The sequence below is a fragment of the Pseudomonas sp. LTGT-11-2Z genome (assembly GCF_003691445.1).
GTDB classification, from domain to species: Bacteria; Pseudomonadota; Gammaproteobacteria; order Pseudomonadales; family Pseudomonadaceae; genus Aquipseudomonas; species Aquipseudomonas monteilii.
In genome coordinates this window covers 5,946,979-5,971,384 of record NZ_CP033104.1, presented here as the reverse complement: position 1 = coordinate 5,971,384, position 24,406 = coordinate 5,946,979, and the positions used below count along the sequence as shown (strand labels likewise).

24 protein-coding genes are annotated in these 24,406 nt (G+C 62.2%); 13 read left to right on the top strand and 11 right to left on the bottom strand.

The window, feature by feature from the left end; genetic code table 11:
• Positions 1–24: 24 nt before the first annotated feature.
• A complete protein-coding gene (gene betT, locus D8767_RS28210; RefSeq protein ID WP_162998291.1) occupies positions 25–1,986 on the top strand; it encodes a choline transporter BetT in 1,962 nt (653 codons plus the stop codon).
• A gap of 71 nt (positions 1,987–2,057) precedes the next feature.
• On the opposite strand, the gene tauD is transcribed toward betT, so the two are convergent.
• Genes tauD through tauA form a run of 4 tightly spaced genes read right to left on the bottom strand, consistent with a single transcriptional unit; the run spans position 2,058 to position 5,549 of the window.
• Positions 2,058–2,891 carry a taurine dioxygenase gene (gene tauD, locus D8767_RS28205; RefSeq protein WP_016714449.1) on the bottom strand — a complete coding sequence of 278 codons (834 nt, stop codon included), beginning with the start codon at positions 2,889–2,891 and terminating at the stop codon, positions 2,058–2,060.
• A gap of 48 nt (positions 2,892–2,939) precedes the next feature.
• Positions 2,940–3,779, bottom strand: a complete 840-nt coding sequence (tauC, locus tag D8767_RS28200; protein WP_016714450.1) for a taurine ABC transporter permease TauC — start codon at positions 3,777–3,779, stop codon at positions 2,940–2,942.
• On the bottom strand, positions 3,776–4,564 hold the full coding sequence (gene tauB, locus D8767_RS28195; protein ID WP_016714451.1) for a taurine ABC transporter ATP-binding subunit: 789 nt from the start codon (positions 4,562–4,564) through the stop codon (positions 3,776–3,778). The genes tauC and tauB overlap by 4 nt, the downstream gene beginning before the upstream one ends.
• Positions 4,565–4,577: 13 nt before the next feature.
• A complete protein-coding gene (tauA, locus tag D8767_RS28190) occupies positions 4,578–5,549 on the bottom strand; it encodes a taurine ABC transporter substrate-binding protein (RefSeq protein WP_016714452.1) in 972 nt (323 codons plus the stop codon).
• 498 nt (positions 5,550–6,047) lie between these two features.
• Between tauA and D8767_RS28185 the strand changes: the two genes are divergently transcribed.
• The 8 genes from D8767_RS28185 (at position 6,048) to D8767_RS28150 (ending at position 13,110) form a co-directional block, all read left to right on the top strand.
• Complete coding sequence (locus tag D8767_RS28185; RefSeq protein ID WP_016714453.1) at positions 6,048–7,379, top strand: OprD family porin; 1,332 nt, start codon at positions 6,048–6,050, stop codon at positions 7,377–7,379.
• Positions 7,380–7,544: 165 nt separating this feature from the next.
• Positions 7,545–8,183 (top strand): peroxiredoxin, encoded by a 639-nt coding sequence (locus D8767_RS28180; RefSeq protein WP_016714454.1) that lies wholly within the window; start codon positions 7,545–7,547, stop codon positions 8,181–8,183.
• A 197-nt stretch (positions 8,184–8,380) separates the two neighbouring features.
• Positions 8,381–8,974, top strand: coding sequence for an NADPH-dependent FMN reductase (gene ssuE, locus D8767_RS28175; RefSeq protein ID WP_016714455.1), 594 nt, complete (start codon positions 8,381–8,383; stop codon positions 8,972–8,974).
• 84 nt (positions 8,975–9,058) lie between these two features.
• A complete protein-coding gene (locus D8767_RS28170) occupies positions 9,059–10,024 on the top strand; it encodes a sulfonate ABC transporter substrate-binding protein (RefSeq protein WP_016714456.1) in 966 nt (321 codons plus the stop codon).
• 60 nt (positions 10,025–10,084) lie between these two features.
• On the top strand, positions 10,085–11,233 hold the full coding sequence (gene ssuD, locus D8767_RS28165; RefSeq protein ID WP_016714457.1) for an FMNH2-dependent alkanesulfonate monooxygenase: 1,149 nt from the start codon (positions 10,085–10,087) through the stop codon (positions 11,231–11,233).
• A gap of 10 nt (positions 11,234–11,243) precedes the next feature.
• Positions 11,244–12,041: an aliphatic sulfonate ABC transporter permease SsuC gene (ssuC, locus tag D8767_RS28160; protein WP_016714458.1), complete on the top strand. Its 798-nt coding sequence runs from the start codon at positions 11,244–11,246 to the stop codon at positions 12,039–12,041.
• Entirely contained in the window at positions 12,038–12,850 is an 813-nt protein-coding gene (ssuB, locus tag D8767_RS28155) for an aliphatic sulfonates ABC transporter ATP-binding protein (protein ID WP_016714459.1), read from the top strand. The genes ssuC and ssuB overlap by 4 nt, the downstream gene beginning before the upstream one ends.
• Positions 12,851–12,894: 44 nt before the next feature.
• Positions 12,895–13,110, top strand: a complete 216-nt coding sequence (locus tag D8767_RS28150) for a molybdopterin-binding protein (RefSeq protein WP_003255829.1) — start codon at positions 12,895–12,897, stop codon at positions 13,108–13,110.
• A gap of 42 nt (positions 13,111–13,152) precedes the next feature.
• On the opposite strand, the gene D8767_RS28145 is transcribed toward D8767_RS28150, so the two are convergent.
• The 4 genes from D8767_RS28145 to D8767_RS28130 all read right to left on the bottom strand — a co-directional run bounded on the left by D8767_RS28145 (position 13,153) and on the right by D8767_RS28130 (position 18,223).
• Positions 13,153–13,785, bottom strand: a complete 633-nt coding sequence (locus tag D8767_RS28145) for a TetR/AcrR family transcriptional regulator (protein WP_016714460.1) — start codon at positions 13,783–13,785, stop codon at positions 13,153–13,155.
• Positions 13,785–15,362: a glutamate--cysteine ligase gene (gene gshA / locus D8767_RS28140; protein WP_372237764.1), complete on the bottom strand. Its 1,578-nt coding sequence runs from the start codon at positions 15,360–15,362 to the stop codon at positions 13,785–13,787. Before gshA ends, D8767_RS28145 begins: the two co-directional genes overlap by 1 nt.
• Positions 15,363–15,515: 153 nt before the next feature.
• Positions 15,516–15,899: a PaaI family thioesterase gene (locus tag D8767_RS28135; protein WP_003257433.1), complete on the bottom strand. Its 384-nt coding sequence runs from the start codon at positions 15,897–15,899 to the stop codon at positions 15,516–15,518.
• On the bottom strand, positions 15,899–18,223 hold the full coding sequence (locus tag D8767_RS28130) for a Tex family protein (protein WP_016714462.1): 2,325 nt from the start codon (positions 18,221–18,223) through the stop codon (positions 15,899–15,901). Before D8767_RS28130 ends, D8767_RS28135 begins: the two co-directional genes overlap by 1 nt.
• A 217-nt stretch (positions 18,224–18,440) precedes the next feature.
• On the opposite strand from D8767_RS28130, the gene ompR reads away from it, so the two are divergent.
• On the top strand, positions 18,441–19,181 hold the full coding sequence (gene ompR / locus D8767_RS28125; protein ID WP_016484407.1) for a two-component system response regulator OmpR: 741 nt from the start codon (positions 18,441–18,443) through the stop codon (positions 19,179–19,181).
• A 13-nt stretch (positions 19,182–19,194) separates the two neighbouring features.
• Positions 19,195–20,508 (top strand): ATP-binding protein, encoded by a 1,314-nt coding sequence (locus D8767_RS28120; RefSeq protein WP_016714463.1) that lies wholly within the window; start codon positions 19,195–19,197, stop codon positions 20,506–20,508.
• Positions 20,509–20,538: 30 nt separating this feature from the next.
• Here D8767_RS28120 and rimK read toward each other — a convergent pair whose 3' ends face one another.
• Both rimK and D8767_RS28110 read right to left on the bottom strand, forming a co-directional pair.
• A complete protein-coding gene (rimK, locus tag D8767_RS28115) occupies positions 20,539–21,444 on the bottom strand; it encodes a 30S ribosomal protein S6--L-glutamate ligase (protein ID WP_012316721.1) in 906 nt (301 codons plus the stop codon).
• Positions 21,441–21,923, bottom strand: coding sequence for an ATP-dependent zinc protease (locus D8767_RS28110; RefSeq protein ID WP_025754077.1), 483 nt, complete (start codon positions 21,921–21,923; stop codon positions 21,441–21,443). Before D8767_RS28110 ends, rimK begins: the two co-directional genes overlap by 4 nt.
• A gap of 109 nt (positions 21,924–22,032) precedes the next feature.
• Here D8767_RS28110 and D8767_RS28105 point away from each other — a divergent pair, with 109 nt between their 5' ends.
• Positions 22,033–22,434: an RNA-binding S4 domain-containing protein gene (locus D8767_RS28105; protein WP_016714465.1), complete on the top strand. Its 402-nt coding sequence runs from the start codon at positions 22,033–22,035 to the stop codon at positions 22,432–22,434.
• A gap of 27 nt (positions 22,435–22,461) precedes the next feature.
• Here the strand turns inward: D8767_RS28105 and D8767_RS28100 are convergent, their stop codons facing one another.
• Complete coding sequence (locus D8767_RS28100; protein ID WP_016714466.1) at positions 22,462–23,256, bottom strand: phosphatase PAP2 family protein; 795 nt, start codon at positions 23,254–23,256, stop codon at positions 22,462–22,464.
• A 120-nt stretch (positions 23,257–23,376) separates the two neighbouring features.
• On the opposite strand from D8767_RS28100, the gene hslO reads away from it, so the two are divergent.
• On the top strand, positions 23,377–24,276 hold the full coding sequence (gene hslO / locus D8767_RS28095) for an Hsp33 family molecular chaperone HslO (protein WP_016714467.1): 900 nt from the start codon (positions 23,377–23,379) through the stop codon (positions 24,274–24,276).
• Positions 24,277–24,406 lie beyond the last annotated feature (130 nt).

Below are 24,406 nucleotides of genomic sequence, written 5' to 3'. Positions count from 1 at the left end.
TCCATTGCCAATGGCAAAATCCGCATGAACCCTCCGGTGTTCTACTTTGCGGCAAGTTTCATCCTCGTTTTTGGCCTGGTAGTCATTTCCAACCCGCAAGCGGCAGGTGATTGGTTGCTGGCAGCGCAGAACTGGGCGGCCAACACGGTCGGCTGGTACTACATGCTGGCCATGACGCTGTACCTGGTCTTCGTGGTGGTCACCGCCTTGTCCGGCTACGGCAAGATCAAGCTCGGTGCCGACCACGACGAACCCGAGTTCAGTTACCTGTCTTGGGCCGGCATGCTGTTTGCCGCCGGTATCAGCATCACGTTGTTCTTCTTCTGTGTTTCCGAACCGCTGACCCACATGCTGCAGCCGCCCCAGGGCGAAGCGGGCACGGCAGAGGCCGGGCGCCAGGCGATGCAGATTCTGTTCCTGCACTGGGGCCTGCATGGCTGGGGGGTGTTCGCCTTCGTCGGCATGGCCCTGGCCTATTTCGCCTACCGGCACAACCTGCCGCTGGCGTTGCGTTCGGCGCTGTACCCGCTGATCGGAAAGCGCATCAACGGGCCGATCGGCTACGCAGTGGATGGCTTCGGCATCATCGCCACGGTGTTCGGCCTGGGGGCCGACATGGGCTTTGGCGTGCTGCACCTGAACGCTGGCCTGGACTACCTGTTCGGTATCAGCCACAGCCAGTGGGTGCAGGTGATCCTCATCACCCTGATGATGGGCGCGGCGGTAGCCGTGGCCGTTGCCGGGGTGGAGAAGGGCGTGCGGGTGATGAGCGACATCAACCTGTTCCTGGCCTGCGCACTGCTGCTGTTCGTGCTGTTCGCCGGGCCGACCCAGCACCTGTTCAACACATTGATCCAGAACCTGGGTGACTACCTGGGCGCCTTGCCGCGCAAGAGCTTCGATGTGTATGCCTACGGTGAAAACCGTGACTGGCTGGGCGGCTGGACAGTGTTTTACTGGGCCTGGTGGATTGCCTGGGCACCGTTCGTGGGCCTGTTCATCGCCCGTATCTCCCGTGGCCGTACCATCCGCGAGTTCGTCTTTGGCGTGCTGCTGATTCCGTTGGGGTTCACCCTGGCGTGGATGTCGATCTTCGGCAACAGCGCGCTGGACCAGGTGATCAACCATGGCATGACCGCACTGGGCCAGTCGGCACTGGATGACCCGTCGATGAGCCTGTACCTGCTGCTGGAGACCTACCCTTGGAGCAAGGCGGTGATCGCCACCACGGTGTTCATCAGCTTCGTGTTCTTCGTCACGTCGGCCGACTCGGGCACCGTGGTGCTGTCGACCTTGTCGGCCAAGGGGGGGGAAGCCGATGAGGACGGGCCGAACTGGCTGCGCATCTTCTGGGGCGCGATGACCGCGCTGATCACCAGTGCGCTGTTGTTCGCGGGCAGCATCGACTCGCTGAAGTCGGCGGTGGTGCTGACCTCGCTGCCGTTCTCGCTGATTCTGTTGTGCATGATGTGGGGTTTGCATAAGGCGTTCTACCTGGAGTCGCAACGGCAGATCGCGCAGATGCACTCGCTGGCCCCGTTCGCCCAGTCACGTCGCGGCCGTGGTGGCTGGCGCCAGCGCCTGAGCCAGGCCGTGCATTTCCCGTCGCGTGATGAGGTGTACCGCTTCATGGACGACGTAGTGCGCCCGGCGATTGCCGAGGTCCGCGAGGTGTTCGAGCAGAAGGGCCTGGTGCTGATTACCCAGGATGACCCGAGCCACGACAACGTCAGCCTGAAGATTGGCCATGGCGAGGAGCAGCCGTTCATCTACCAAGTGCAGATGCGTGGGTATTTCACGCCGTCGTTCGCCTTGGGTGGGCTGGGCACGCAGGAGTTGAAGAACCGCCGTTATTACCGGGCGGAGGTTCACCTGAGCGAAGGCAGCCAGAACTATGACCTGGTGGGCTACAGCAAGGAGCAGATCATCAACGACATTCTGGACCAGTACGAACGGCACATGCAGTACCTGCATCTGGTCCGCTAGGTTGTCGTTGGTTTCACCGGCCTCTTCGCGGGACAAGCCCGCGAAGAGGCCGGTACAGGTCACATCAAAGTTCAGAACGGCGCATCCCCCAGGATGGTCGCCCGATGCATCACCCGCCGGTTCGGCCGGTAGTCATCCACCGCAAAATGCTGGGTCACGCGGTTGTCCCAGAACGCCACGTCGTTCTCCTGCCAACGCCAGCGAATGCTGAACTCCGGCCGCGTCGCATGGGCGAACAGCAGCTTCAACAGCGCCTCGCTTTCCAGCTCGCTCAACTCATTGATACGCGTGGTGAACCCTTCATTGACGAACAGCGCCTTGCGCCCGCTAACCGGGTGAGTGCGCACCACCGGGTGTGACAGCGGCGGGTTGTTGCGCCGCGTTGCTTCCCAGCGCGCCAGGTCTTCCGGCGTGGTGCCAAAGCGCTCCAGCGGAAACGACTTGGTGAAGTCGTGGGTGGCGGTCAGCCCAGCGAGCATTGCACGTAGCGGCGCCGACAAGGCTTCAAAAGCGGCAATCCCGCTGGCCCACAGCGTATCGCCACCGTAAGCGGGCAATTGCTTGGCGCTGAGCACCGCGCCCAGTGCCGGGGTCGGCAAGAACGTCACGTCGGTGTGCCACACGGCGTTGTCGCGCACATCGGTCACCGCCGTGTCGAGCACCAGCACCTGCGGGGTTTCGGGCACGTTGGGGTAGATCGGGTGAATGTGCAGGTCACCGAAGCGGGCTGCAAAGCGCGCTTGCTGTTCCGGGTTGATCGGCTGGTCGCGGAAGAACAGCACCTGATGCTGCAGCAGCGCCTGTTCGATGGCGTCGCGCTCTTCTGCGGTGATCTCGCGGCTGATGTCTACGCCGCTGATCTGCGCACCCAGCGCCGGGCTGATGGGGGTAACGGTCAGGCTCATGTCTTTTCTCGCTCTAGGCGCCGGGTTGCCGGCGTGGTCAATCGGCAATCAGTGGCTCTGCCCGTGCCAGGGCACCAGTTTGCGTTGCAGGGCACGCAGGCCCATTTCCAGGGCGAAGGCGATCAGGGCGATCAGCAGGATGCCCAACACCACCACATCGGTGACCAAAAACTGCGCCGCCGACTGCACCATGAAGCCCAGGCCGCTGGTGGCAGCAATCAGTTCGGCGGCCACCAGGGTCGACCAGCCGACCCCCAGGCCGATGCGGATGCCAGTAAGGATGTCGGGCAGCGCACTGGGCAGGATCACATGGCGGATCAACTGGGCCTTGGTGGCGCCCAGCGACTGCGCCGCACGCAGCTTGGCCGGGTCGACCGTGCGCACGCCGGTGGCGGTGGCGATGGCGATGGGGGCGAAGATCGCCAGGTAAATCAGCAGCACCTTCGACAGCTCGCCGATGCCGCACCAGATGACGATCAGCGGCAGGTATGCAAGCGGCGGTATCGGCCGGTAGAACTCGATCAGCGGGTCGAGGATGCCACGGGCCACGCGGTTGTAGCCGATGGCGATGCCCACCGGGATCGCGGTCAGGGTCGCTGCAACCAGCGCCAGGCCAATGCGGCCCAGGCTTGCGCCCAGGTGCTGCCACAGGCTGGCGTCCATGTAGCCTTGGGTCAGCAGGGTCCAGGCCTTGGCCAGGATGTCGCCGGGCGAAGGCAGGAACAGCGGTTCGATCCAGCCAGCGGCGGTCACCAGCCACCAGACCAACAGCAGGCTGGTCAGGGTCAGGGTACTGATCCAGCGGGTAGAGCGTTGGCGGCGTGCTGTTGCAACAGGCCGGGTTTGGGTGTCGTGCTTGCCGGCAACCGGCAGGTCCAGGCTGCTCATGCGCGCTCCTGCAGGCTTTGGCGTTGGGAGAACACCCGCGCCAGCACATGCTCGCGGGTTTCGATGAAGCGTGGGTCGGATTTGATTGCCCGGGCCGATTCGCCAGCGGCATAGCGCTGGCCGAAGTCCAGTTGCAGGCGCTCCACTACGCGGCCCGGGTTGGGTGCCAGTAGCACCAGCTCGCTGGCGAGGAACACCGCTTCTTCAATGTCGTGGGTAATCAGGAACACCGGTTTGGCGGTGCGTTGCCAGACCTGCAGCAGCAGTTCCTGCATTTGTTCGCGGGTGAAGGCGTCGAGGGCGCCGAACGGTTCATCCATCAACAACACCCGTGGGTCGGCCGCCAGTGCGCGGGCCAGGCCTACGCGCTGTTTCTGGCCACCGGACAATTGCCAGATGCGCCGCTCGCCAAAGCCATCCAGGTCGACGAGTGCGAGCATTTCACGGGCCTTGGCTTCACGCTGGGCGCGGGGTACGCCAGCCAGTTCGAGGCCGAAGGCGACATTGCCCAGCACGTTCTGCCATGGCAGCAGGGCGTCGTCCTGGAACACCACGCCGCGCTCGGCACCCGGGCCTTGTACCGGTACGCCATCGAGGGTTATTCGCCCGCCACTGGGGGCGACGAAGCCGGCGATCAGGTTGAGCAGCGAGGTCTTGCCGCTGCCGGACGGCCCCAGGGCCACCAGCAGCTGGCGCGGGCCCAGGCTCAGGTTGATGTCGGCCAGCACCGCGGTGCTGGCGCCAGGGTACTGTGCGCTGATGCGCTCCAGTTCAAGCAAGGCCATGACGGGCTCCGGATCAGTTTGGAAGGAACTTGGCGCTGACGTACGGCGAGTAGTCCGGCAGCACGGCGTCAACCTTGCCTTGCTGCTTGAGGAAGTTGGCCGTGTCGGTCAGTGCCTGGGTGGTCGGCGCGCCCAGGGCGTTGGCCTGGTCGGCGGCCAGCGGGTAGACGTTGCCCTCCAGCAGCACCGGGATATCGCTGGCCTTGGCGCCCGAGAGCTTCACCAGTTTGTCGACGTTGCCTTTGTCGGCCAGCCAGGCTTTCGGGTCTTTGCGGTAATCGGCGTAGGCGTCCAGGGTGACTTTGGCAAAGGCTTTGACCACCTCAGGGTGCTTGTCGGCGAAGTCTTTGCGCACGATCCAGGCATCGAAGGTGGGAGCGCCTTTCTGGGCCAGTTCGCCAGAAGTGATCAGCACCTTGCCGTTCTCCTTGGCTACGCCCAGTGCCGGGTCCCACACGTAGGTGGCGTCGATGTCACCGCGTTTCCAGGCCGCAATGATGGCCGGTGGTGCCAGGTTGAGGATCTGTACCTTGGACGGGTCGATATTCCAGCTTTTGAGTGCGGCCAGCAGGCTGTAGTGGCCGGTGGACACAAACGGTACGGCGACTTTCTTGCCGATCAGGTCTTGCGGCGTCTTGATGCTGTCGCGGGCGACCAGCGCTTCACCGGCACCAATCTGGGTGGCGATGAGGAATGTTTCTACGGGCAGCTTGCGGGTAGCGGCTGCGGCCAGCGGGCTGGAACCCAGATAGCCGATCTGCACATCACCGCTGGCCACGGCGGTGATCACGTCAGCGCCATTATCGAATTTGCGCCAGTCGATGCTGGCCTTGCTGGCTTTTTCGTAGTCGCCATCGACCTGCGCCACTTTGGCAGGGTCGACGGTGGTCTGGTAGGCCACGGTCAGGTCGGCAGCCTGGGCAAACCAGCTGGTGCTGGCGAGGGTCAGGGCGGCGAACAGGCGCAGCGGAGCGTGCGGGATCATGGTGGACCTCTCGTCAGGCAATCGATGTGATGGATGACGAGAAGACTAAATGATCTAAGAATTCAAAAATAAATAACTTTTTTGCATTAGCTTAGGAGCCAAATGCTTTAAGCCCAGGATCGGTGATTACCCTCAATGGCGAATGTCGAGGCACCTGCTAGGCTTTTTCGTCCCTATAGAACGATACGGAATTAGGTTATGAGCAAACGTTTGCAAATAACCAAATGTTATGAATGGCGCGGCTGCTACAACGAATGGTAGTAAAGGTTCCTAACATATTCCTTAAAAATCTTACAAATTCATAAAACGGTCATTTTGGATTTATAGGATTGTCATTATCCTGTAGCGCAGGTGGCGTCTTAGACCAAAGTCTCGAAACGTTTAGAAACGATTGACTTATGAGTCACGCTTTGGGACTAAATCGCCAATCCACGGTGAGCGGGGCAGCAGACCCCTCCGCCAGAGATACACAAGAATTAGAACGTAGAGGAGCAAAACATGTACAAGTCCAGCCTGGCCCTGGCCGTGGCACTGGGGGTTCTCGCCCAACAAGCAGGCGCTGCCGGTTTCGTTGAAGACAGCAAACTGTCGCTCAGCTCGCGCACCATGTACTTCAACAACGACAACCGTGATGGCGGTGCCGACAACCGTGAGTCGGGTCAGGGCTTCAAGCTCGACTACATCTCCGGCTTCACTGAAGGCACCGTTGGCTTCGGTGTCGATGCCCAGGCCCTGTGGGGTATCCACCTGGATGGTGGCCGTGGCAAGCACCCAGACAACAGCAGCTTCTTCCCGAGCGACACCGACGGTTCGGCTGTAAGCCAGTGGGCTCGTGTTGGCGCCAACGCCAAGGCACGCTTCTCGAAGACTGAGGTTCACTACGGTAGCGCCCTGGCGCCAAACCTGCCGATCCTGGTCTCCAACGATGGCCGTCTGCTGCCGCAAACCTTCGAGGGTGGCACCATCCAGTCGAAGGAAATCGACAACCTGACCATCAACGCCGGCCAGCTGACCCACGCCATGGGCCGCGCTTCGAGCAACCGTACCGGCCTGTCGATTGCCGGTGCCAGCCAGGACAGTAACAAGTTCCGCTACGGTGGTCTGGACTACAAGCTCACGCCAGACCTGACCCTGCAGTACTACTACTCGAACCTGGAAGACTTCTACAAGCAGCACTTCCTGGGCGCGACGCACGTATTCAAGATCGCTGACGACCAGTCGTTCAAAACCGACCTGCGCTACTTCGACAGCAGCAGCGACGGCAAGAACGGCGACGGCGGCGGTTACAACTTCAACAACAACGGTGGCTATGCCAAGAACCTCGGCGAGGTCGACAACAAGACTTGGTCCGCGATCTTCACCTATACCCTGGGTGGCCACTCGTTCCTGCTCGGCCACCAGCGCGTCAATGACGACGGTGGCTTCGTCTGGCTGAACCAAGGCAGCGTTGTTGATGGCAACGGTCGCAACGAAGGCGCCGGTGGCTCCAGCTTCTACCTGTTTACCGACAGCATGATCAACCAGTTCGCCAAGGCCGGTGAAAACACCACCTTCGGTCAGTACGCCTATGATTTCGCACGTCTGGGCGTGCCAGGCCTGAAAGCTTCGGTTTCCTACCTGAAAGGTGAAGACGGCAAGAACGCCAACGGCAACGGCACCTTCAGCGAATGGGAACGTGACGCCCGCGTTGACTACGTCATCCAGGAAGGCACCTTCAAGGGCCTGGGCGCCAGCCTGCGTCACGGCGTATACCGTGGCACCGGCACCAGCTCGCTGGCTGACCAGGATCAGACCCGTCTGATCTTCAACTACACTTACAACTTCCTGTAAGCCGTAGCTGATCCAAGAGCCTCGCCTAGTGCGAGGCTTTTTTGTGCCTACAAATTGGTATGTATTTTGGTTATAAATAAATTGTTATTTATTCTTTTTGTTTTTAACCGAATGCAGGCACATTGAACCCATACGGTACAGAACCCAGCCAAGGAGCCGCAGCCCATGAGCCTCAAACTCGGCGATATCGCCCCCGATTTCGAACAGGATTCCAGCGAAGGCAAAATCCGCTTCCACGAGTGGCTGGGCAACAGCTGGGGGGTATTGTTCTCCCACCCCGCCGACTTCACCCCGGTGTGCACCACCGAGCTGGGCCTGACCGCCAAGCTCAAGGATGATTTCGCCAAGCGTGGAGTCAAGGCCATCGCCTTGTCGGTGGACCCGGTCGACTCGCACCACCGCTGGATCGATGACATCAACGAAACCCAGAACACCGTGGTCAACTTCCCCATCATCGCCGACGCCGACCGCAAGGTGTCCGACCTGTACGACCTGATCCACCCGAACGCCAGCGACACCCTAACCGTGCGTTCGCTGTTCGTGATCGACCCGAACAAGAAGGTGCGCCTGACCATCACCTATCCGGCCAGTACCGGGCGCAACTTCAATGAAATTCTGCGGGTGATCGACTCGCTGCAACTGACCGACAACCACAAGGTCGCCACCCCCGGTAACTGGCAGGACGGCGACGAGGTGGTGATCGTGCCTTCGCTCAAAGATGAGGAAGAGCTCAAGCAGCGCTTCCCCAAAGGTTACCGGGCGGTCAAACCCTACCTGCGTCTGACCCCGCAGCCGAATCGTTAAATGCATTCCTCGTTGTATTGCTCTTAGCCAAGCAGGGATTTTCGGACCGTTTCGACGGCCCTTTTTTATGCCTGCTGAAACAAGTGGAGGAAATTGAGGAAAAACAAAAATGGAATAAACAAATGAAAAAATATGATTTCTAGATATATGTGGCAGCTGTTAATGTCACTTCCAACAGAACACAAGGAAGCGCTGCAATGCTGGTCGTATCAATCGGTGGTAGCCCCAGTACCCGCTCACGCTCTGGCGTGCTGCTCGAGCGTTCGCGCCAGTGGCTGCAGGACCGTGGCGTAGAGGTCGTGACGTTCCAGGTACGTGACTTCTCCGCCGAAGACCTGCTGCATGCCCGTTTCGACAGCCCGCAGGTACAGCACTTCCAACAGTTGGTAGCCCAGGCCGATGGCCTGATCGTTTCCACCCCGGTGTACAAGGCCTCGTTTGCCGGCGCCCTGAAAACACTGCTCGACCTGCTGCCCGAACGCGCTCTGGCGCACAAGATCGTATTGCCGATCGCCACGGGCGGCAGCATCGCCCACATGCTGGCGGTGGATTACGCGTTGAAACCCGTGCTGTCGGCACTCAAGGCTCAAGAGACCCTGCAAGGGATCTTCGCCGACGACAGCCAGGTGGCTTACGCAGAAGGCTCCAAACCCGCGCAGCTGGCACCGGCGCTGGAAGAACGCCTGCTGGACTCGCTGGAAGCCTTCCACGTTGCCTTGGCCCGCCGCCCACGCCCCGTGGCCCCCGGCGTACTGAATGAACGCCTGATCAGCGCTCGCTGGAGCATCTGACCGGCCCAACCCGCTACACCACCTTACTCGCCCGACAACGAGGCAAGCAGGTGCAACCCGAACCCAAACGTACAGGAGAGCGCCATGCGCACAGTCTTCTTGCGTCGCGGTCTGGTCGCCCTGTTTGCGGCGGCTGTGTCCTTCGGCGCCATTACCCAAGCCCAGGCCGAAAGCCTGCGTATCGGTTACCAGAAATACGGCACCCTGGTGCTGCTCAAGGCCAAGGGCACGCTGGAAAAGCGCCTGGCAGAGCAGGGCGTGCAGGTGCAGTGGACCGAGTTTCCTGGTGGCCCACAGCTGCTTGAAGGGCTGAATGTCGGCTCCATCGATTTCGGCGTGACTGGCGAGACCCCGCCTGTATTCGCCCAGGCTGCCGGCGCCGACCTGCTGTATGTGGCGTACGAGCCGCCTGCACCACACAGCGAGGCGATCCTGGTGCCGAAAGGCTCACCGATCCAGTCGGTGAAAGACCTCAAGGGCAAGAAAGTCGTCCTCAACAAAGGCTCGAACGTTCACTACCTGTTGGTACGCGCGCTGGAAGATGCCGGCCTGAAATACAGCGACATCCAGCCCGTGTACCTGCCACCCGCCGATGCCCGCGCCGCCTTCGAGCGGGGCAGTGTGGATGCCTGGGTCATCTGGGACCCGTACCAGGCCGCCGCCGAGCAACAGCTGCAGGCCCGCACCCTGCGTGATGGCAAGGGCCTGGTCGACAACCACCAGTTCTACCTGGCCACCCGCAACTACGCCAGCCAGCACCCGGCGGTGATCAACACCGTGATCGAGGAAGTGCGCGCCGTGGGCGAGTGGTCCCAGGCCAACCCGCAAGAAGTGACCGACCAGGTCGCACCGCTGCTCGGCCTGCCCACCGACATCACCCTGACCTCTGTCAAACGCCAAGGCTACGGAGCAGCGCCGCTCACCCCTGAGGTTGTGGCCGCACAACAGAAAATCGCCGACACCTTCCAGGCGCTCAAGCTGATACCCAAGCCACTGAGCATCAAGGACGTGATCTGGACACCCCCGGCCAAGGTCGCTAGCGCGCCTTGATTGATTCGCCTGTGCCGGGGCGTCGCCCTGGCTTGAGCCACCCTTGAGGAGACAACTCCAATGAGCCTTAACATTTTCTGGTTCCTCCCAACCCACGGTGACGGCAAGTACCTGGGCACTTCCGACGGCGCCCGTGCGGTCGACCACGGTTACTTGCAGCAGATCGCCCAAGCCGCTGACCGTCTGGGTTTTGGCGGGGTGCTGATCCCCACCGGGCGCTCCTGCGAGGACTCCTGGCTGGTGGCCGCGTCGCTGATCCCTGTGACCCAGCGACTGAAATTCCTGGTAGCCCTGCGCCCAGGCATCATTTCGCCAACCGTGGCAGCACGCCAGGCGGCAACGCTGGACCGCCTGTCCAATGGCCGTGCCCTGTTCAACCTGGTAACCGGTGGCGACCCGGACGAACTGGCCGGTGATGGCCTGCACCTGAGCCATGAAGAGCGCTACGAAGCCTCGGTCGAGTTCACCCGTATCTGGCGCAAGGTGCTGGAAGGCGAAAACGTCGATTACGACGGCAAGCACATTCAGGTGAAGGGCGCCAAGCTGCTCTACCCACCTATTCAGCAGCCACGTCCGCCGCTGTATTTCGGCGGTTCGTCCGAGGCAGCACAGGACCTGGCCGCCGAGCAGGTCGAGCTGTACCTGACCTGGGGTGAGCCACCGGCAGCCGTTGCCGAAAAAATTGCCCAGGTGCGCGAAAAAGCGGCCGCTCAAGGCCGAGAAGTACGCTTCGGTATCCGCCTGCACGTGATCGTGCGGGAAACCAACGAAGAGGCCTGGGCCGCTGCCGACAAGCTGATTTCGCACCTGGACGATGACACCATCGCCCGTGCCCAGGCCTCACTGGCGCGCTTTGACTCGGTGGGCCAGCAGCGCATGGCTGCCCTGCACGGCGGCAACCGTGACAACCTGGAAGTCAGCCCCAACCTGTGGGCAGGTGTTGGCCTGGTCCGCGGCGGCGCCGGTACCGCACTGGTGGGCGATGGCCCGACTGTGGCGGCACGGGTCAAGGAGTACGCCGAGCTGGGTATCGATACCTTCATCTTCTCGGGTTATCCACACCTGGAAGAGTCGTACCGGGTTGCCGAACTGCTGTTCCCACACCTCGATGTGCAACGCCCGGAGCAACCGAAAACCGGCGGCTACGTAAGCCCGTTCGGCGAGATGGTGGCCAACGACATCCTGCCCAAGTCCGTGTCGCAGAGCTGAGGGCCGGGCCATGAGTCGTGCAACTTCTTCCAACCTGGCCCAGCGCCTGGCGCCGTGGGCGCTGCCGGTACTGCTGTTGGCAGCCTGGCAGCTGGCGGTCAGCGCTGGCTGGCTGTCGACACGCATTCTGCCGGCACCCAGCGCTGTGGTCAGCGCCGGTGTCGAGCTGGTGCGCAGCGGTGATATCTGGACTCACCTGGCCATCAGTGGCTGGCGTGCCGGCCTGGGCTTTGCCATCGGCGGCAGCATCGGCCTGGTGCTGGGGTTCATCACCGGCCTGTCGAACTGGGGCGAACGCCTGCTCGACAGCTCGGTGCAGATGATCCGCAACGTGCCACACCTGGCGCTGATCCCGCTGGTGATCCTGTGGTTCGGTATCGACGAGTCGGCAAAGATTTTCCTGGTCGCGCTGGGCACGTTGTTCCCGATTTACCTGAACACCTACCACGGCATTCGTAATGTCGACCCGGCATTGGTGGAAATGGCGCGCAGCTATGGCTTGTCCGGCTTCAGCCTGTTCCGTCAGGTGATCCTGCCGGGGGCGCTGCCATCGATTCTGGTGGGGGTGCGCTTCGCGCTGGGCTTCATGTGGCTGACCTTGATCGTGGCGGAAACCATCTCGGCCAACGCCGGCATCGGTTACCTGGCAATGAATGCCCGAGAGTTCCTGCAGACCGACGTGGTGGTACTGGCCATCGTCTTGTACGCCGTGCTCGGCAAGCTTGCCGACCTCGCCGCTCGCGGCCTGGAGCGTGTGTGGTTGCGCTGGCACCCAGCCTATCAAGTCGCCAGGAAGGAGGGCGCATGACCGTGCTCAAGGAACAGCCGCCTCGCCTGCTGCGTGGCATCCCGCTGGCCTCCAACGGCCTGCGCAAGACTTTTGGCCAGCGCGAAGTGCTGAAAGGTATCGACCTGCATATTCCGGCCGGTCAGTTCGTTGCCATCGTTGGCCGCAGCGGCTGCGGCAAGAGCACCTTGCTGCGCCTGCTGGCCGGGCTCGATCAACCCACCGCCGGCCAACTGCTGGCCGGTGCTGCGCCGCTGGAAGAGGCCCGTGAGGAAACACGCCTGATGTTTCAGGACGCACGCCTGCTGCCCTGGAAGAAGGTGATCGACAACGTTGGCCTGGGCCTGTCTGGCGACTGGCGCCCGCGTGCGCTGGAAGCGCTCGAGGCGGTGGGCCTGGCCGACCGCGCCAATGAATGGCCGGCCGCGCTTTCGGGTGGCCAGAAGCAGCGCGTGGCCTTGGCCCGCGCCTTGATTCACCAGCCACGCCTGCTGCTGCTGGATGAGCCGCTGGGTGCGTTGGATGCATTGACCCGTATCGAGATGCAGCAATTGATCGAGCGCCTGTGGCGTCAGCATGGCTTCACCGTGCTGTTGGTTACCCACGATGTCAGTGAAGCCGTTGCCGTGGCTGACCGGGTGATTCTGATCGAGGACGGCGAGGTCGGGCTCGACCTCACTGTCGACCTGGCACGGCCCCGGGCGCGTGGTTCGCACCGCCTGGCCTCGCTGGAAAGCGAAGTGCTCAACCGTGTTCTGTCGGCCCCGGGCGCTGCGCCCGAGCCGGACCCTGTAGCCCCTCTGCCCACGCAGTTGCGTTGGGCGCACTGACTCACTCACTTACCAGACTGAAGCCATAGAGAAGGAATCAAACCATGACTATCAAAGCCATCAACGTCCGCAACCAGTTCAAAGGCACCGTGAAAGAAATCCTCGAAGGCCCGGTACTGTCGGAAATCGACGTGCAGACTGCCTCGGGTATCGTCACCTCGGTCATCACCACCCGCTCCGTGCGTGAGCTGGAGCTGCAGGTTGGCAGCGAGGTAATTGCTTTTGTGAAGTCGACTGAAGTGTCTATCGCCAAGCTGTGATGGCGCTGCCGATACCGGGGCTGCAATGCGGCCCCGGTAATGTCAGCTGGAACGTTTGGCCAGAAACGGCGGCAGGTACAACCCCAGATACGCCTCGAACACCCGCTTGCCTTCTTCGGCCATGCGCGGGGTGATCGCTTCGTGCAACTGCACCGATCGCGCATACACCCGGTCGCTCAGTTCCATGGCCAGGGCAAACACGTCCACATCCAGTGGCATCACCGGCAGGTGAAAATGCTGGTCGAACAACTTGTGCATCAAGTCGCCCAGTTCCATGTCGTGCTGCCGGTCGGCCTGCACCACCTCACTCAGTCCATGCTGGGCCAGGATCAACTGCCGCGCTGCGGCATCCCCGTTATAGATATCAAGCATGCGTTCTTCGATCAGCCGTGACAGCTCGTGCCAGCTGCTGAACGCAGTGCTGTCGATTGGTGCGCCCAGTGCCTCGCGAAACGCCCGGTGTACATCGGCCGTCAACGCTTCCAGCAACGCTGGCACGCTGGCGAAGAAGTGATACACCGAAGACGGCGGAATCTGTGCCCGTTCGGCCACACTGTAGATGGACAGTGCCGCCACCCCTTGCTCGGCCAGCAATTCGCGTGCAGCCGCCAGGATCGCTTCGATCCTGGCCTGGCTGCTTGCGCGTGGCTTGCGCGGGGTGGCGGTGCGGTTCATCAGTTGCTGATTGCCAGGATACTGGCCTGGTAGGCACCGACGAACAGGTCGAAGTCACCGACTTCTTGCTGTTCCAGCTCGGACTGCTTGGCAAGCGATTCACGGGCCAGTGTTTCGAACGCCTGCTGTTGCTCGTTGCTCAGAGGCTGCTCGCGGAACGTTTCGGCGTGGATCCGGCTTTGGCGCAGAGAGAACTGGACGAAGGTTTCGTCGTGTTCGGCCATGCGTGCCAGCACCTGGGCCGACGGGGTCAGCGAAGCGTCGTCGACCTTGGCTTGCTGCGCATCCAGGGCCTTGGCGTGATCCTCACCACCTTGCGCCTGGTCGAGCAGATTGGCCAACGGTCGAATACGCTGAATCAGTTCGCTGGCCCAGTCTTTCAGGCTGATCGGCTGGCCATTGCGGTGCAGCTCAAGGCCCGGGCGGCGGCCTTCCTTGACCACGGTCAGGAAGTTGCTGGTGCACTGGCCGCATTCGCCGTTGTCCAGCTGCGGGCTGTCTTCCAGTGCGCAGAACAGCAGGAACGCATCGAGGAAGCGTGCCTCGGGCAGGTCGATGCCTACCGGCAGGAACGGGTTGATGTCCAGGCAACGCACTTCCACATACTGCACGCCACGCGAGGTCAGGGCCTGGATCGGCCGTTCGCCGGTGTAGGTGACCCGCTTGGGGCGGATGTTCGAGTAGTACTCGTTCTCGATCTGCAGGATGTTGGTGTTCAGTTGCACCCACTCGCCGTCCACGTGGGTACCGACTTCAACATAAGGCGGGTAGGGCGTACCCACGGCCTTGCGCAGGCTATCGGTGTAGCTGGCCAGGTTGTTGTAGCACGGCGTGAGGCCGGCCTGGGCGTTGCTCTGATAGCCCAGGTCGCTCATGCGCAGGCTGGTGGCATAGGGCAGGAACAGGGTTTCGGCATCCAGCTCTTCGAGCTGGTGCGGGCGGCCACGCAGGAAGCCTTTGTCCAGGGCTGGCGAGGCGCCGAACAGGTACATCAGCAGCCAGCTGTAGCGGCGGAAGTTGCGGATCAGGGCGATGTAGGCTGACGACTGGTAGTCGCGGTCGTTTTCGCTAGCGCCCTCTGCCTCACGCAGCAGCGGCCACAGGGCCTCGGGCAGCGAGAAGTTGTAATGGATACCGGCGATGCACTGCATGGTGCGGCCGTAGCGCAGGGCCAGGCCCTTGCGGTAGACGTGCTTGAGCTTGCCGATGTTCGAGGTGCCGTACTCGGCAATCGGGATGTCCTCCTCGGCCGGCAGCGTGCACGGCATCGACGGGCTCCACAGGTATTCGTCGCCCAGCTTGCTGTAGACGAAGCGGTGGGTCTGTTCGAGGCTTTCGAGTACCTTGGCCGGGCCGGGCAGGGCTGGGGTGATGAACTCCAGCAGCGACTCGGAATAGTCGGTGGTGATCTGCTCGTTGGTCAGCGCCGACCCCAGGGCTTCCGGGTGCGGGGTCTGGGCCAGGCGACCTTCGTCGGTCACGCGCAGGCATTCGCGCTCAATACCGTGCAGGCACTGCTTGAGCAGGGGAAGATTGGCGCCGAGCAGGCTCAGGCGGCGGTTGAGGAGGTCGCTCAAGATGTATTCCTTCACGCGTCAGTCGCCCCAATATGGGGGTAGAGATAACGGTCTACAAGGGTAGGAAGAAAGGAACTGGCGTTGTCGCCTGGTTTACGCGGTTCCAGCAGTGCCAGCGCACTGCTGAAAATACCGCAGATACAGCTTGGTGAGCTAGAGAACCGCGAAGGTTCCTTGCGCTTTTGCCACCAGTTTGTCGCCCTGGACTACGTCGGCGTCGACCACCAGGGTACGCCGCCCGGCGTGCAGCACGCGGGCGGTACACAGCACTTCGCCGTCACTGACGGCGCGCATGTAGTTGATCTTGCACTCGATGGTGACGCTTTGCTGGTCAAAGCCATGGCTGGCCGAGCAAGCCAGGCCCATGGCGATGTCTACCAGGCTGAAGATCGCCCCGCCGTGCAGCTTCTGGCCACGGTTGCGCAAGTGCGGCTCAAGTGCCAGGGCTACCTCGGCAACACCGGTTTCCAGGCGTTGCAGGCGGCAGCCCAGCAGTTGGCTGAAGGCGCTCTCGACGTATTCGCGTGGTACGTCCATCACTTCTTCTTCAGCTGCTTGGCGTTGGCGAACAGGGCGGCCATGGCGTTGTTGGCCGGTGCGGCAGTTGCGGTTTCACGCTGGCGTGGGGCCTGCTGCTGACGGTTGCCGCCATTGCCACGGTTGCCGCCGCGGTTGCCTTCGACCTTTTCGCCCGGTGTGTCGCTCATGCGCATGGACAGGCCGACGCGCTTGCGCGGGATGTCCACTTCCATGACCTTGACCTTGACCACGTCGCCAGCCTTGACCGCTTCACGCGGGTCCTTGACGAACTTTTCCGACAGCGCCGAGATGTGTACCAGGCCGTCCTGGTGTACGCCGATGTCGACGAAGGCGCCAAAGTTGGTGACGTTGGTGACCACGCCTTCGAGGATCATGCCCGGCTCCAGGTCCTTGAGGTCTTCGACGCCGTCCTGGAAGGTGGCGGTCTTGAACTCGGGGCGTGGGTCGCGGCCCGGCTTGTCCAGCTCCTGCAGGATGTCGGTGACGGTCGGCAGGCCGAAGGTTTCGTCGGTGAACTTTTTCGGGTCCAGGCGCTTGAGGAAGCTGCTGTCGCCGATCAGCGAACGGATGTCGCGGTCGGTGTCGGCGGCAATGCGTTGCACCAGCGGGTAGGCCTCGGGGTGTACTGCAGAGGCGTCCAGCGGGTTGTCGCCGTTCATCACACGCAGGAAGCCGGCGGCTTGCTCGAAGGTTTTCTCACCGAGGCGGCTGACCTTTTTCAGGGCTGCACGGGTAGCGAACGGGCCGTTGGCATCGCGGTGGGCGACGATATTCTGCGCCAGCGTGGCGTTAAGGCCGGAAATACGGGTCAGCAGCGCCACCGAGGCGGTGTTCACGTCCACGCCGACGGCGTTCACGCAGTCCTCGACCACGGCATCCAGGCTACGCGCCAGTTTCAACTGGGACACGTCGTGCTGGTACTGGCCGACACCGATGGATTTCGGGTCGATCTTCACCAGCTCTGCCAGTGGGTCCTGCAGGCGGCGGGCGATCGACACGGCGCCTCGGATCGACACGTCCAGGTCCGGGAACTCGCGGGCGGCCAGTTCCGATGCCGAGTACACCGAAGCACCAGCTTCGGAGACCATGATCTTGGTGATTTTCAACGCTGGGTATTTTTTCACCAGTTCGGTCACCAGCTTGTCGCTTTCGCGGCTGGCGGTGCCGTTGCCGATGGCGACCAGCTCCACCGAGTGCTTGGCGCACAGCGCGGCCATGATGGATAGGGTGCGGTCCCAGTCGTTTTTCGGCGCGTGCGGGTAGACCGTGGTGTGGTCCAGCAGCTTGCCGGTGGCATCGACCACGGCGATCTTGCAACCGGTGCGCAGGCCCGGGTCGAAGCCCAGGGTGGCGCGCGGGCCGGCCGGGGCGGCCAGCAGCAGGTCGTGCAGGTTGTGGGCGAACACGTTGATCGCCTCGCCTTCGGCGTTGTCACGCAACTCGCCGAACAGGTCGGTTTCCAGGTGGGTGTACAGCTTGACCTTCCAGGTCCAGCGCACCACTTCACCCAGCCACTTGTCGGCCGGGCGGCTGCGGTTTTCGATGCCGACGTGGTTGCCGATCATCACTTCGCACGGGTGCAGGGTGCCAGGCAGCTCTTCGCCGACTTTCAGCGAGGCACTCAGCACGCCTTCGTTGCGCCCACGGAAGATTGCCAGGGCGCGGTGCGACGGGGCGGTGCGCAGCAGTTCGTCGTGGGCGAAGTAGTCGCGGAACTTGGCGCCTTCTTCTTCCTTGCCCGGTACCACGCGGGCGCTGAGCACCGACTCCTGCTTGAGGAAGTTGCGCAGTTTTTCGAGCAGCGAGGCGTCTTCGGCGAAACGCTCCATCAGGATGTACTTGGCGCCTTCCAGCGCAGCCTTGACGTCGGCCACGCCTTTTTCGGCGTTGACGAAGCGTGCGGCTTCGCTTTCCGGTGCCAGGGTCGGGTCGTTGAACAGGCCGTCGGCCAGTTCGCCCAGGCCGGCTTCCAGGGCGATCTGGCCCTTGGTGCGGCGCTTTTGCTTGTACGGCAGGTACAGGTCTTCGAGGCGGGTCTTGGTGTCGGCCAGCTTGATTTCGCGGGCCAGCTCCGGGGTCAGCTTGCCTTGTTCCTCGATGCTGGACAGGATGCTGGCGCGGCGCTCGTCGAGTTCGCGCAGGTAGCGCAGGCGCTCTTCCAGATGGCGCAGTTGGGTGTCGTCCAGGCTACCGGTCACTTCCTTGCGATAACGGGCGATGAAAGGCACGGTCGAGCCTTCGTCCAACAGGCCCACGGCCGCCTCGACCTGCTGGGGGCGTACGCCCAGTTCCTCGGCGATACGGCTGTTGATGCTGTCCATGTAAACCACCTGACATTTGTGAATACGGGGGTCGCCTGTGGGCTTTTCGCCCGGCGGCGCTGGATGAAAGCCGCGCATTATACCCACCGCAAACGGCTTGCGGTGATGGCGCCCGGCCAGCCGGAACTGGCGCCCGGGGAAAAATCTGCTAACAATGCTCACGCAACGTGCAGCAATGGCTACGCCATAATGCGCGGCGATATCAGAGGAGTTATTCATGACCGGCACCGCAAACACCGCTGAAGGTGACAAGATTCTCATCGTCGACGACGACCCGGGGCTAAGCAGCCTGCTGGAACGTTTCTTCACCAGCAAGGGCTACCGTGCCCGTGCAGTGCCCAACACCGAACAGATGGACCGCCTGCTGCAGCGCGAGGTGTTCAACCTGGTGGTGCTCGACCTGATGCTGCCGGGCGAGGATGGCCTGTCCGCATGCAAGCGCCTGCGCCAGCAGAACAACCAGATCCCGATCATCATGCTCACCGCAAAAGGCGATGAGTTGAGCCGTATCAAAGGTCTGGAGCTGGGCGCCGACGACTACCTGGGCAAGCCGTTCAACCCGGACGAGCTGATGGCCCGCGTCAAGGCCGTGCTGCGCCGCCAGGCACCCGCTGTACCAGGGGCACCGGGTAGCGAAGACGAATCGGTCACTTTCGGTGATTACGAGCTGTCGCTGGCTACCCGCGAACTCAAGCGTGGCGATGAAGTGCACATGCTCACCACCGGTGAGTTCGCCGTGCTCAAGGCCTTGGTGATGCACGCCCGCGAACCGCTGACCCGTGACAAGCTGATGAACCTGGCCCGTGGCCGCGAGTGGGATGCACTGGAGCGCTCCATCGACGTGCAGATCTCGCGCCTGCGCCGCATGATCGAGCCGGACCCGTCCAAGCCGCGTTACATCCAGACCGTCTGGGGCGTGGGCTACGTGTTCGTGCCAGACGGAAACGCCGGTAAATGATGCCTGGCCGTCGATGAAAACCCCGCTCTGGTTTCCGCAAAGCTTCTTCGCCCGCACCCTGTGGCTGGTGTTGATCGTGGTCCTGTTCAGCAAGGCCTTGACCCTGGTCTACCTGCTGATGAACGAGGACGTGCTGGTCGACCGTCAGTACAGCCACGGTGTGGCGCTGACCTTGCGTGCCTATTGGGCTGCCGACGAAGAAAACCGCGACAAGATTGCCGAGGCGGCTGGCCTTATCCGCGTGACCGGCTCGGGTGTGCCCGAGGGTGAACAGCACTGGCCCTACAGCGAGATCTACCAGCGGCAGATGCAGGCGGAGCTGGGCGAGGACACCGAGGTTCGGCTGCGCATTCACGCGCCACCGGCGTTGTGGGTCAATGCGCCAAGCCTGGGCCCCGGCTGGCTGAAAGTGCCGCTGTACCCGCACCCGCTGCGCGGGCAGAAAATCTGGAACGTACTGGGCTGGTTCCTGGCCATTGGCCTGCTGTCCACCGCTTCGGCCTGGATCTTCGTGCGCCAGTTGAACCAGCCGCTCAAGCGCCTGGTGTTCGCCGCTCGTCAGCTGGGCCAAGGGCGCAGCGTGCGCCTGCCGATCAGCGATACGCCCAGCGAAATGACCGAGGTGTACAAGGCCTTCAACCAGATGGCCGAGGACGTCGAGCAGGCCGGGCGCGAGCGTGAGCTGATGCTGGCCGGGGTTTCCCATGACCTGCGCACACCGCTGACCCGTTTGCGCCTGTCGCTGTCACTGCTGAACAGCGACAGCGACTTGAGCGAGGACATGGTCCGCGATATCGAAGACATGGACGCCATCCTCGATCAGTTCCTGGCCTTTATCCGCGATGGCCGTGACGAGCCGGTAGAAGAGGTCGACCTGGCGGACCTTGTGCGCGAAGTGGTGGCGCCGTACAACCAGCCGGAAGAACGTGTGCGCCTTTGCCTGGAGCCTATTCCGCCATTTCCGCTGCGCCGGGTTTCGCTCAAGCGCATGTTGGGCAACCTGATCGGCAATGCCCTGCACCACGCTGGCAAAGGGGTCGAGGTAGCGGCCTATGTGTCGGGTGATGAGAGTGCGCCGTATGTGGTGCTGAGCGTGCTGGACCGTGGCACAGGGATCGACGAATCGGAGCTGGAGACCATCTTCAACCCGTTCATTCGTGGTGACCGGGCGCGGGGTGGCAAGGGCACCGGGCTGGGGCTGGCGATCGTCAAGCGGATCGCGGCGCAGCATGGCGGTAATGTAGAGCTGCGCAACCGGTCCGGTGGTGGGATCGAGGCGCGGGTGCGGTTGCCGCTAGGGTTGTTGTTACCGCGTAATGCTGTGTGATTGCTGGGGCTGCAAAGCAGCCCCACAATTTCAGCCCTTACCCTTGGTCCGGGTCTGATTAGGCCCGCCGTTCTTCTCCAGGTGCTCGATGATCATCCCGGCCACGTTCTTGCCGGTGGTTACCTCAATGCCTTCCAGCCCCGGTGACGAGTTCACCTCCATCACCAGCGGCCCATGGTTGGAACGCAGGATATCCACACCCGCCACACTCAACCCCATCACCTTGGCTGCACGAATCGCGGTAATCCGCTCTTCAGGGGTAATCTTGATCAGGCTGGCGACGCCCCCCCGGTGCAGGTTGGAGCGGAACTCGCCCGGCTTGGCCTGGCGCTTCATCGAGGCAATCACCTTGTCGCCCACCACGAAGCAGCGAATGTCGGCGCCACCGGCCTCCTTGATGTATTCCTGAACCATGATGTTCTGCTTCAGGCCCATGAACGCCTCGATCACCGACTCGGCCGCCTGGGTGGTTTCACACAGCACCACACCAATGCCTTGGGTACCTTCCAGCACCTTGATCACCAGCGGGGCACCATTGACCATCTGGATCAGGTCGGGGATATCGTCCGGCGAATGGGCGAAACCGGTGATCGGCAGGCCAATGCCGCGTCGTGACAGCAATTGCAACGAGCGCAGTTTGTCGCGCGAGCGGGCAATGGCCACCGACTCGTTGAGCGGATACACCCCCATCATCTCGAACTGGCGCAGGACTGCGCAGCCGTAGAAGGTGACCGAGGCACCGATACGCGGGATGACCGCGTCGAAACCTTCCAGCGGCTTGCCGCGGTAGTGGATCTGCGGCTTGTGGCTGGCAATGTTCATGTAGGCCCGCAGGGTATCGATCACCACCATTTCGTGACCGCGCTGGGTACCGGCTTCGACCAGGCGGCGGGTGGAATACAGACGCGGATTGCGCGACAGCACAGCGATCTTCATGCAGCACCTGTGGCAGGAGAAAGAGTGGCCGGAAAGGCCGGTTTGTCTTGTACGTATTTCAGGCCAGGGTTGACCACCAACTGGCCGTGAATCAGGGCCTTGGAACCCAGCAACAGGCGGTAGCGCATGTTCTTGCGGCAGGCCAGGGTGAACTCCACTTCCCAGACACCATCGCCCAAGGCCAGTGACGTGCGAATGACATAACGGGTCTGGGCCTGGCCGTTGGAGCTCTTGATGGTTTTCATGGTCACCAGCGGCGCTTCGCAACGGCGGTGACGCAGTTGTACCACCGAGCCCAGGTGCGCAGTGAAGCGGACCCAGGGCTGGCCGTCGCGCTCGAAGGGTTCCACCTCGGTGGCGTGCAGGCTGGAGGTGCTGGCGCCGGTGTCGATCTTGGCGCGCAACCCGGCCACGCCGAGGTCAGGCAGGGCGACCCACTCGCGCAGGCCGATCACAGTCAAATGGTCAAATGTCTTCACGAAGCGCACCCTGCGAATGAGGTGGTGAACTGTAAGCACGGCGGGGATTTTTTGCATCCGCTGGTTACGGTAGTACAGTTCGATGAAACACAGTATTCGAGGTAACGGGATGGCACAAAAAGCCGAAGACGACGACAAGGTTCGTCTGGACAAGTGGCTGTGGGCGGCGCGCTTCTACAAGACGCGGGCGCTGGCCAAGGCGGCGATCGAGAGTGGCAAGGTGCATTGCCGGGGCGAGCGTTGCAAGCCGGGCAAGGAGCCGCGTGTGGGGGACGAATTTGTGCTGCGCACCGGGTTTGACGAACGCACCGTGGTGGTGAAGGCGTTGTCGGTGGTGCGGCGTGGGGCGCCGGAGGCGCAGACGTTATACGAGGAAACCGAAGAAAGTGTGCGCCGGCGCGAGCAGGCAGCTGAAATGCGCAAGGCCGGGGCCATGGGTGTGACCACCGATGGCCGGCCGACCAAGAAGCAGCGCCGGCAGATTCACCAGCTGCATGGGAGCTTTGATTGAATGTGGCCGCAAAGCGGCCCCAACGATTTAGCGGATAACCGCCAATCGCCTGACCAACGGTAGCTTGGCCGCGATGTTGAACAACGGCGCCGTCCAGCGCATCAACGCTGCGCTACCCTTGGCCGCCAGCGGCGTGTAATAGCTCCAGCCCAACGCCAGCACCGCCATCAGCAACCCGCCGATGTAGTCGTCCTGCCCCCAGTGAGCACCGGCCACTAGGCGCGGCAACATGAACAGCACTGCCAGCCCCCAGATTACCAGGTAATGCACCAGCCGGCGGCTGAACACGCTCATGAACAGCGCCCAGATCAGCAACACCGAGGCGTGATCCCCCGGGAAACTCTTGCTTGAACGGTCTTTCAGCTCCCAGGCCGCCTCCAGGTTCGGGTAGTAGTCACTGAGGTGGACGACGTCGTCAAACATCATCGACGGGCTCTTGTGTTGCCATCCTGCTGCATCCACCCACTTGGAAAACAGCGCACGAATCACCACTAAGAGGAGTAGCGTGACCAGAAAGCCGAAAAAGGCCTGGCGAACTTGAGCGGCCTTGAACACCCAGTCGCCACGGATAAGCACCGCCAGAAGGATCAGACCGACAACGATGTCGAACGGGCGCAGGCTGCCGACGGTCCAGATGTAGCGCCAGGTGGTGCTGTCGGCCAGCGGCGCATTGAGGCTGTGGAACAGCCACTCGTCGAAAGTCAGGCACAAGATCTGGCCAATGGGCCATAACCAGAAACACAGTAGAGCGATGGGTAGCAGCGTGCAGGCTGCCAATGGCCCCAAGGACCACCTTGCTTGGAACAGTGGTCGATTGTCCATAAAATACCTCTATTGCAAACAGAAATCGGAGCGACTTGTGATCGCTCTGTCACGGGTTCTCGCAGGTTTTTCGATAACCCTTGTAACCATTTTGTCATCATTTTTAGATAGCCAAAACCTATGAGCGATTTGCCTGATACCGATTTCACCCAACGTTTCATCTTCGACGAGCGCGATGTGCGCGGCGAGTGGGTGTCTCTCGACGACAGCTACGCTGCGGTGCTGGCGCGTCATGAGTACCCTCAACCGGTCAAGGCACTGCTTGGCGAACTGATGGCCGCCACCGCCTTGCTGGTGGGAGCATTGAAGTTCGATGGCCTGCTGATTCTGCAGGCGCGTTCCGCAGGGCCGATTCCGCTGCTGATGGTGGAATGTTCCGGTGACCGCGACATCCGCGGCATGGCCCGTTACGAGGCAGACCAGATTCCGGCAGATGCCACCCTGTCGCAGTTGATGCCCGACGGCCACCTGACCCTGACCATCGATCCGGTCAAGGGCCAGCGCTACCAGGGCACCGTGGACCTCGACGGCGCCAACCTGTCGGAGTGCTTCACCAACTACTTCGTTCAGTCGCAACAGCTCAATACCCGCTTCTGGCTCAATGCCGAAGCCGGCAAGGCCCGTGGCCTGCTGCTGCAGCAACTGCCGCGTGATCGTCAGCCGGACGACGAAGAGCGTGAAGAAAGCTGGCAGCACGTCGTGGCATTGGCCACCACGCTCAAGGCTGATGAGTGGGCGCTGGACAATGAAACCCTGCTGCACCGCCTGTACCACGAAGACGCCGTGCGCCTGTTCGATATCCAGCCACTGCGCTTCAATTGCAGTTGCTCGCGCGAGCGCTCCGGTAATGCGCTGGTCAGCCTGGGTGAGCACGACGCCAAGGCGTTGGTGGAAGAATGCGGCGGGACGGTGGAGATCGATTGCCAGTTCTGCAACGAGCGCTATTTCTTCGATGCCAGCGATGTGGCGCAACTGTTTGCCGGTGGCGGCACGGACGCGGCCTCAGAAACTCGTCACTGAAACGTTTAATTGCAGGGAAATCTCCTGTCGAATTGCGCAAAAGCGCGGTTACGACAGGAGGGGCCTACTTTTTTTGGGCGTTTCTGGCATAATCCGGCCACTTTTTTCGCTGTAGTAGTTTTTTCAAGAC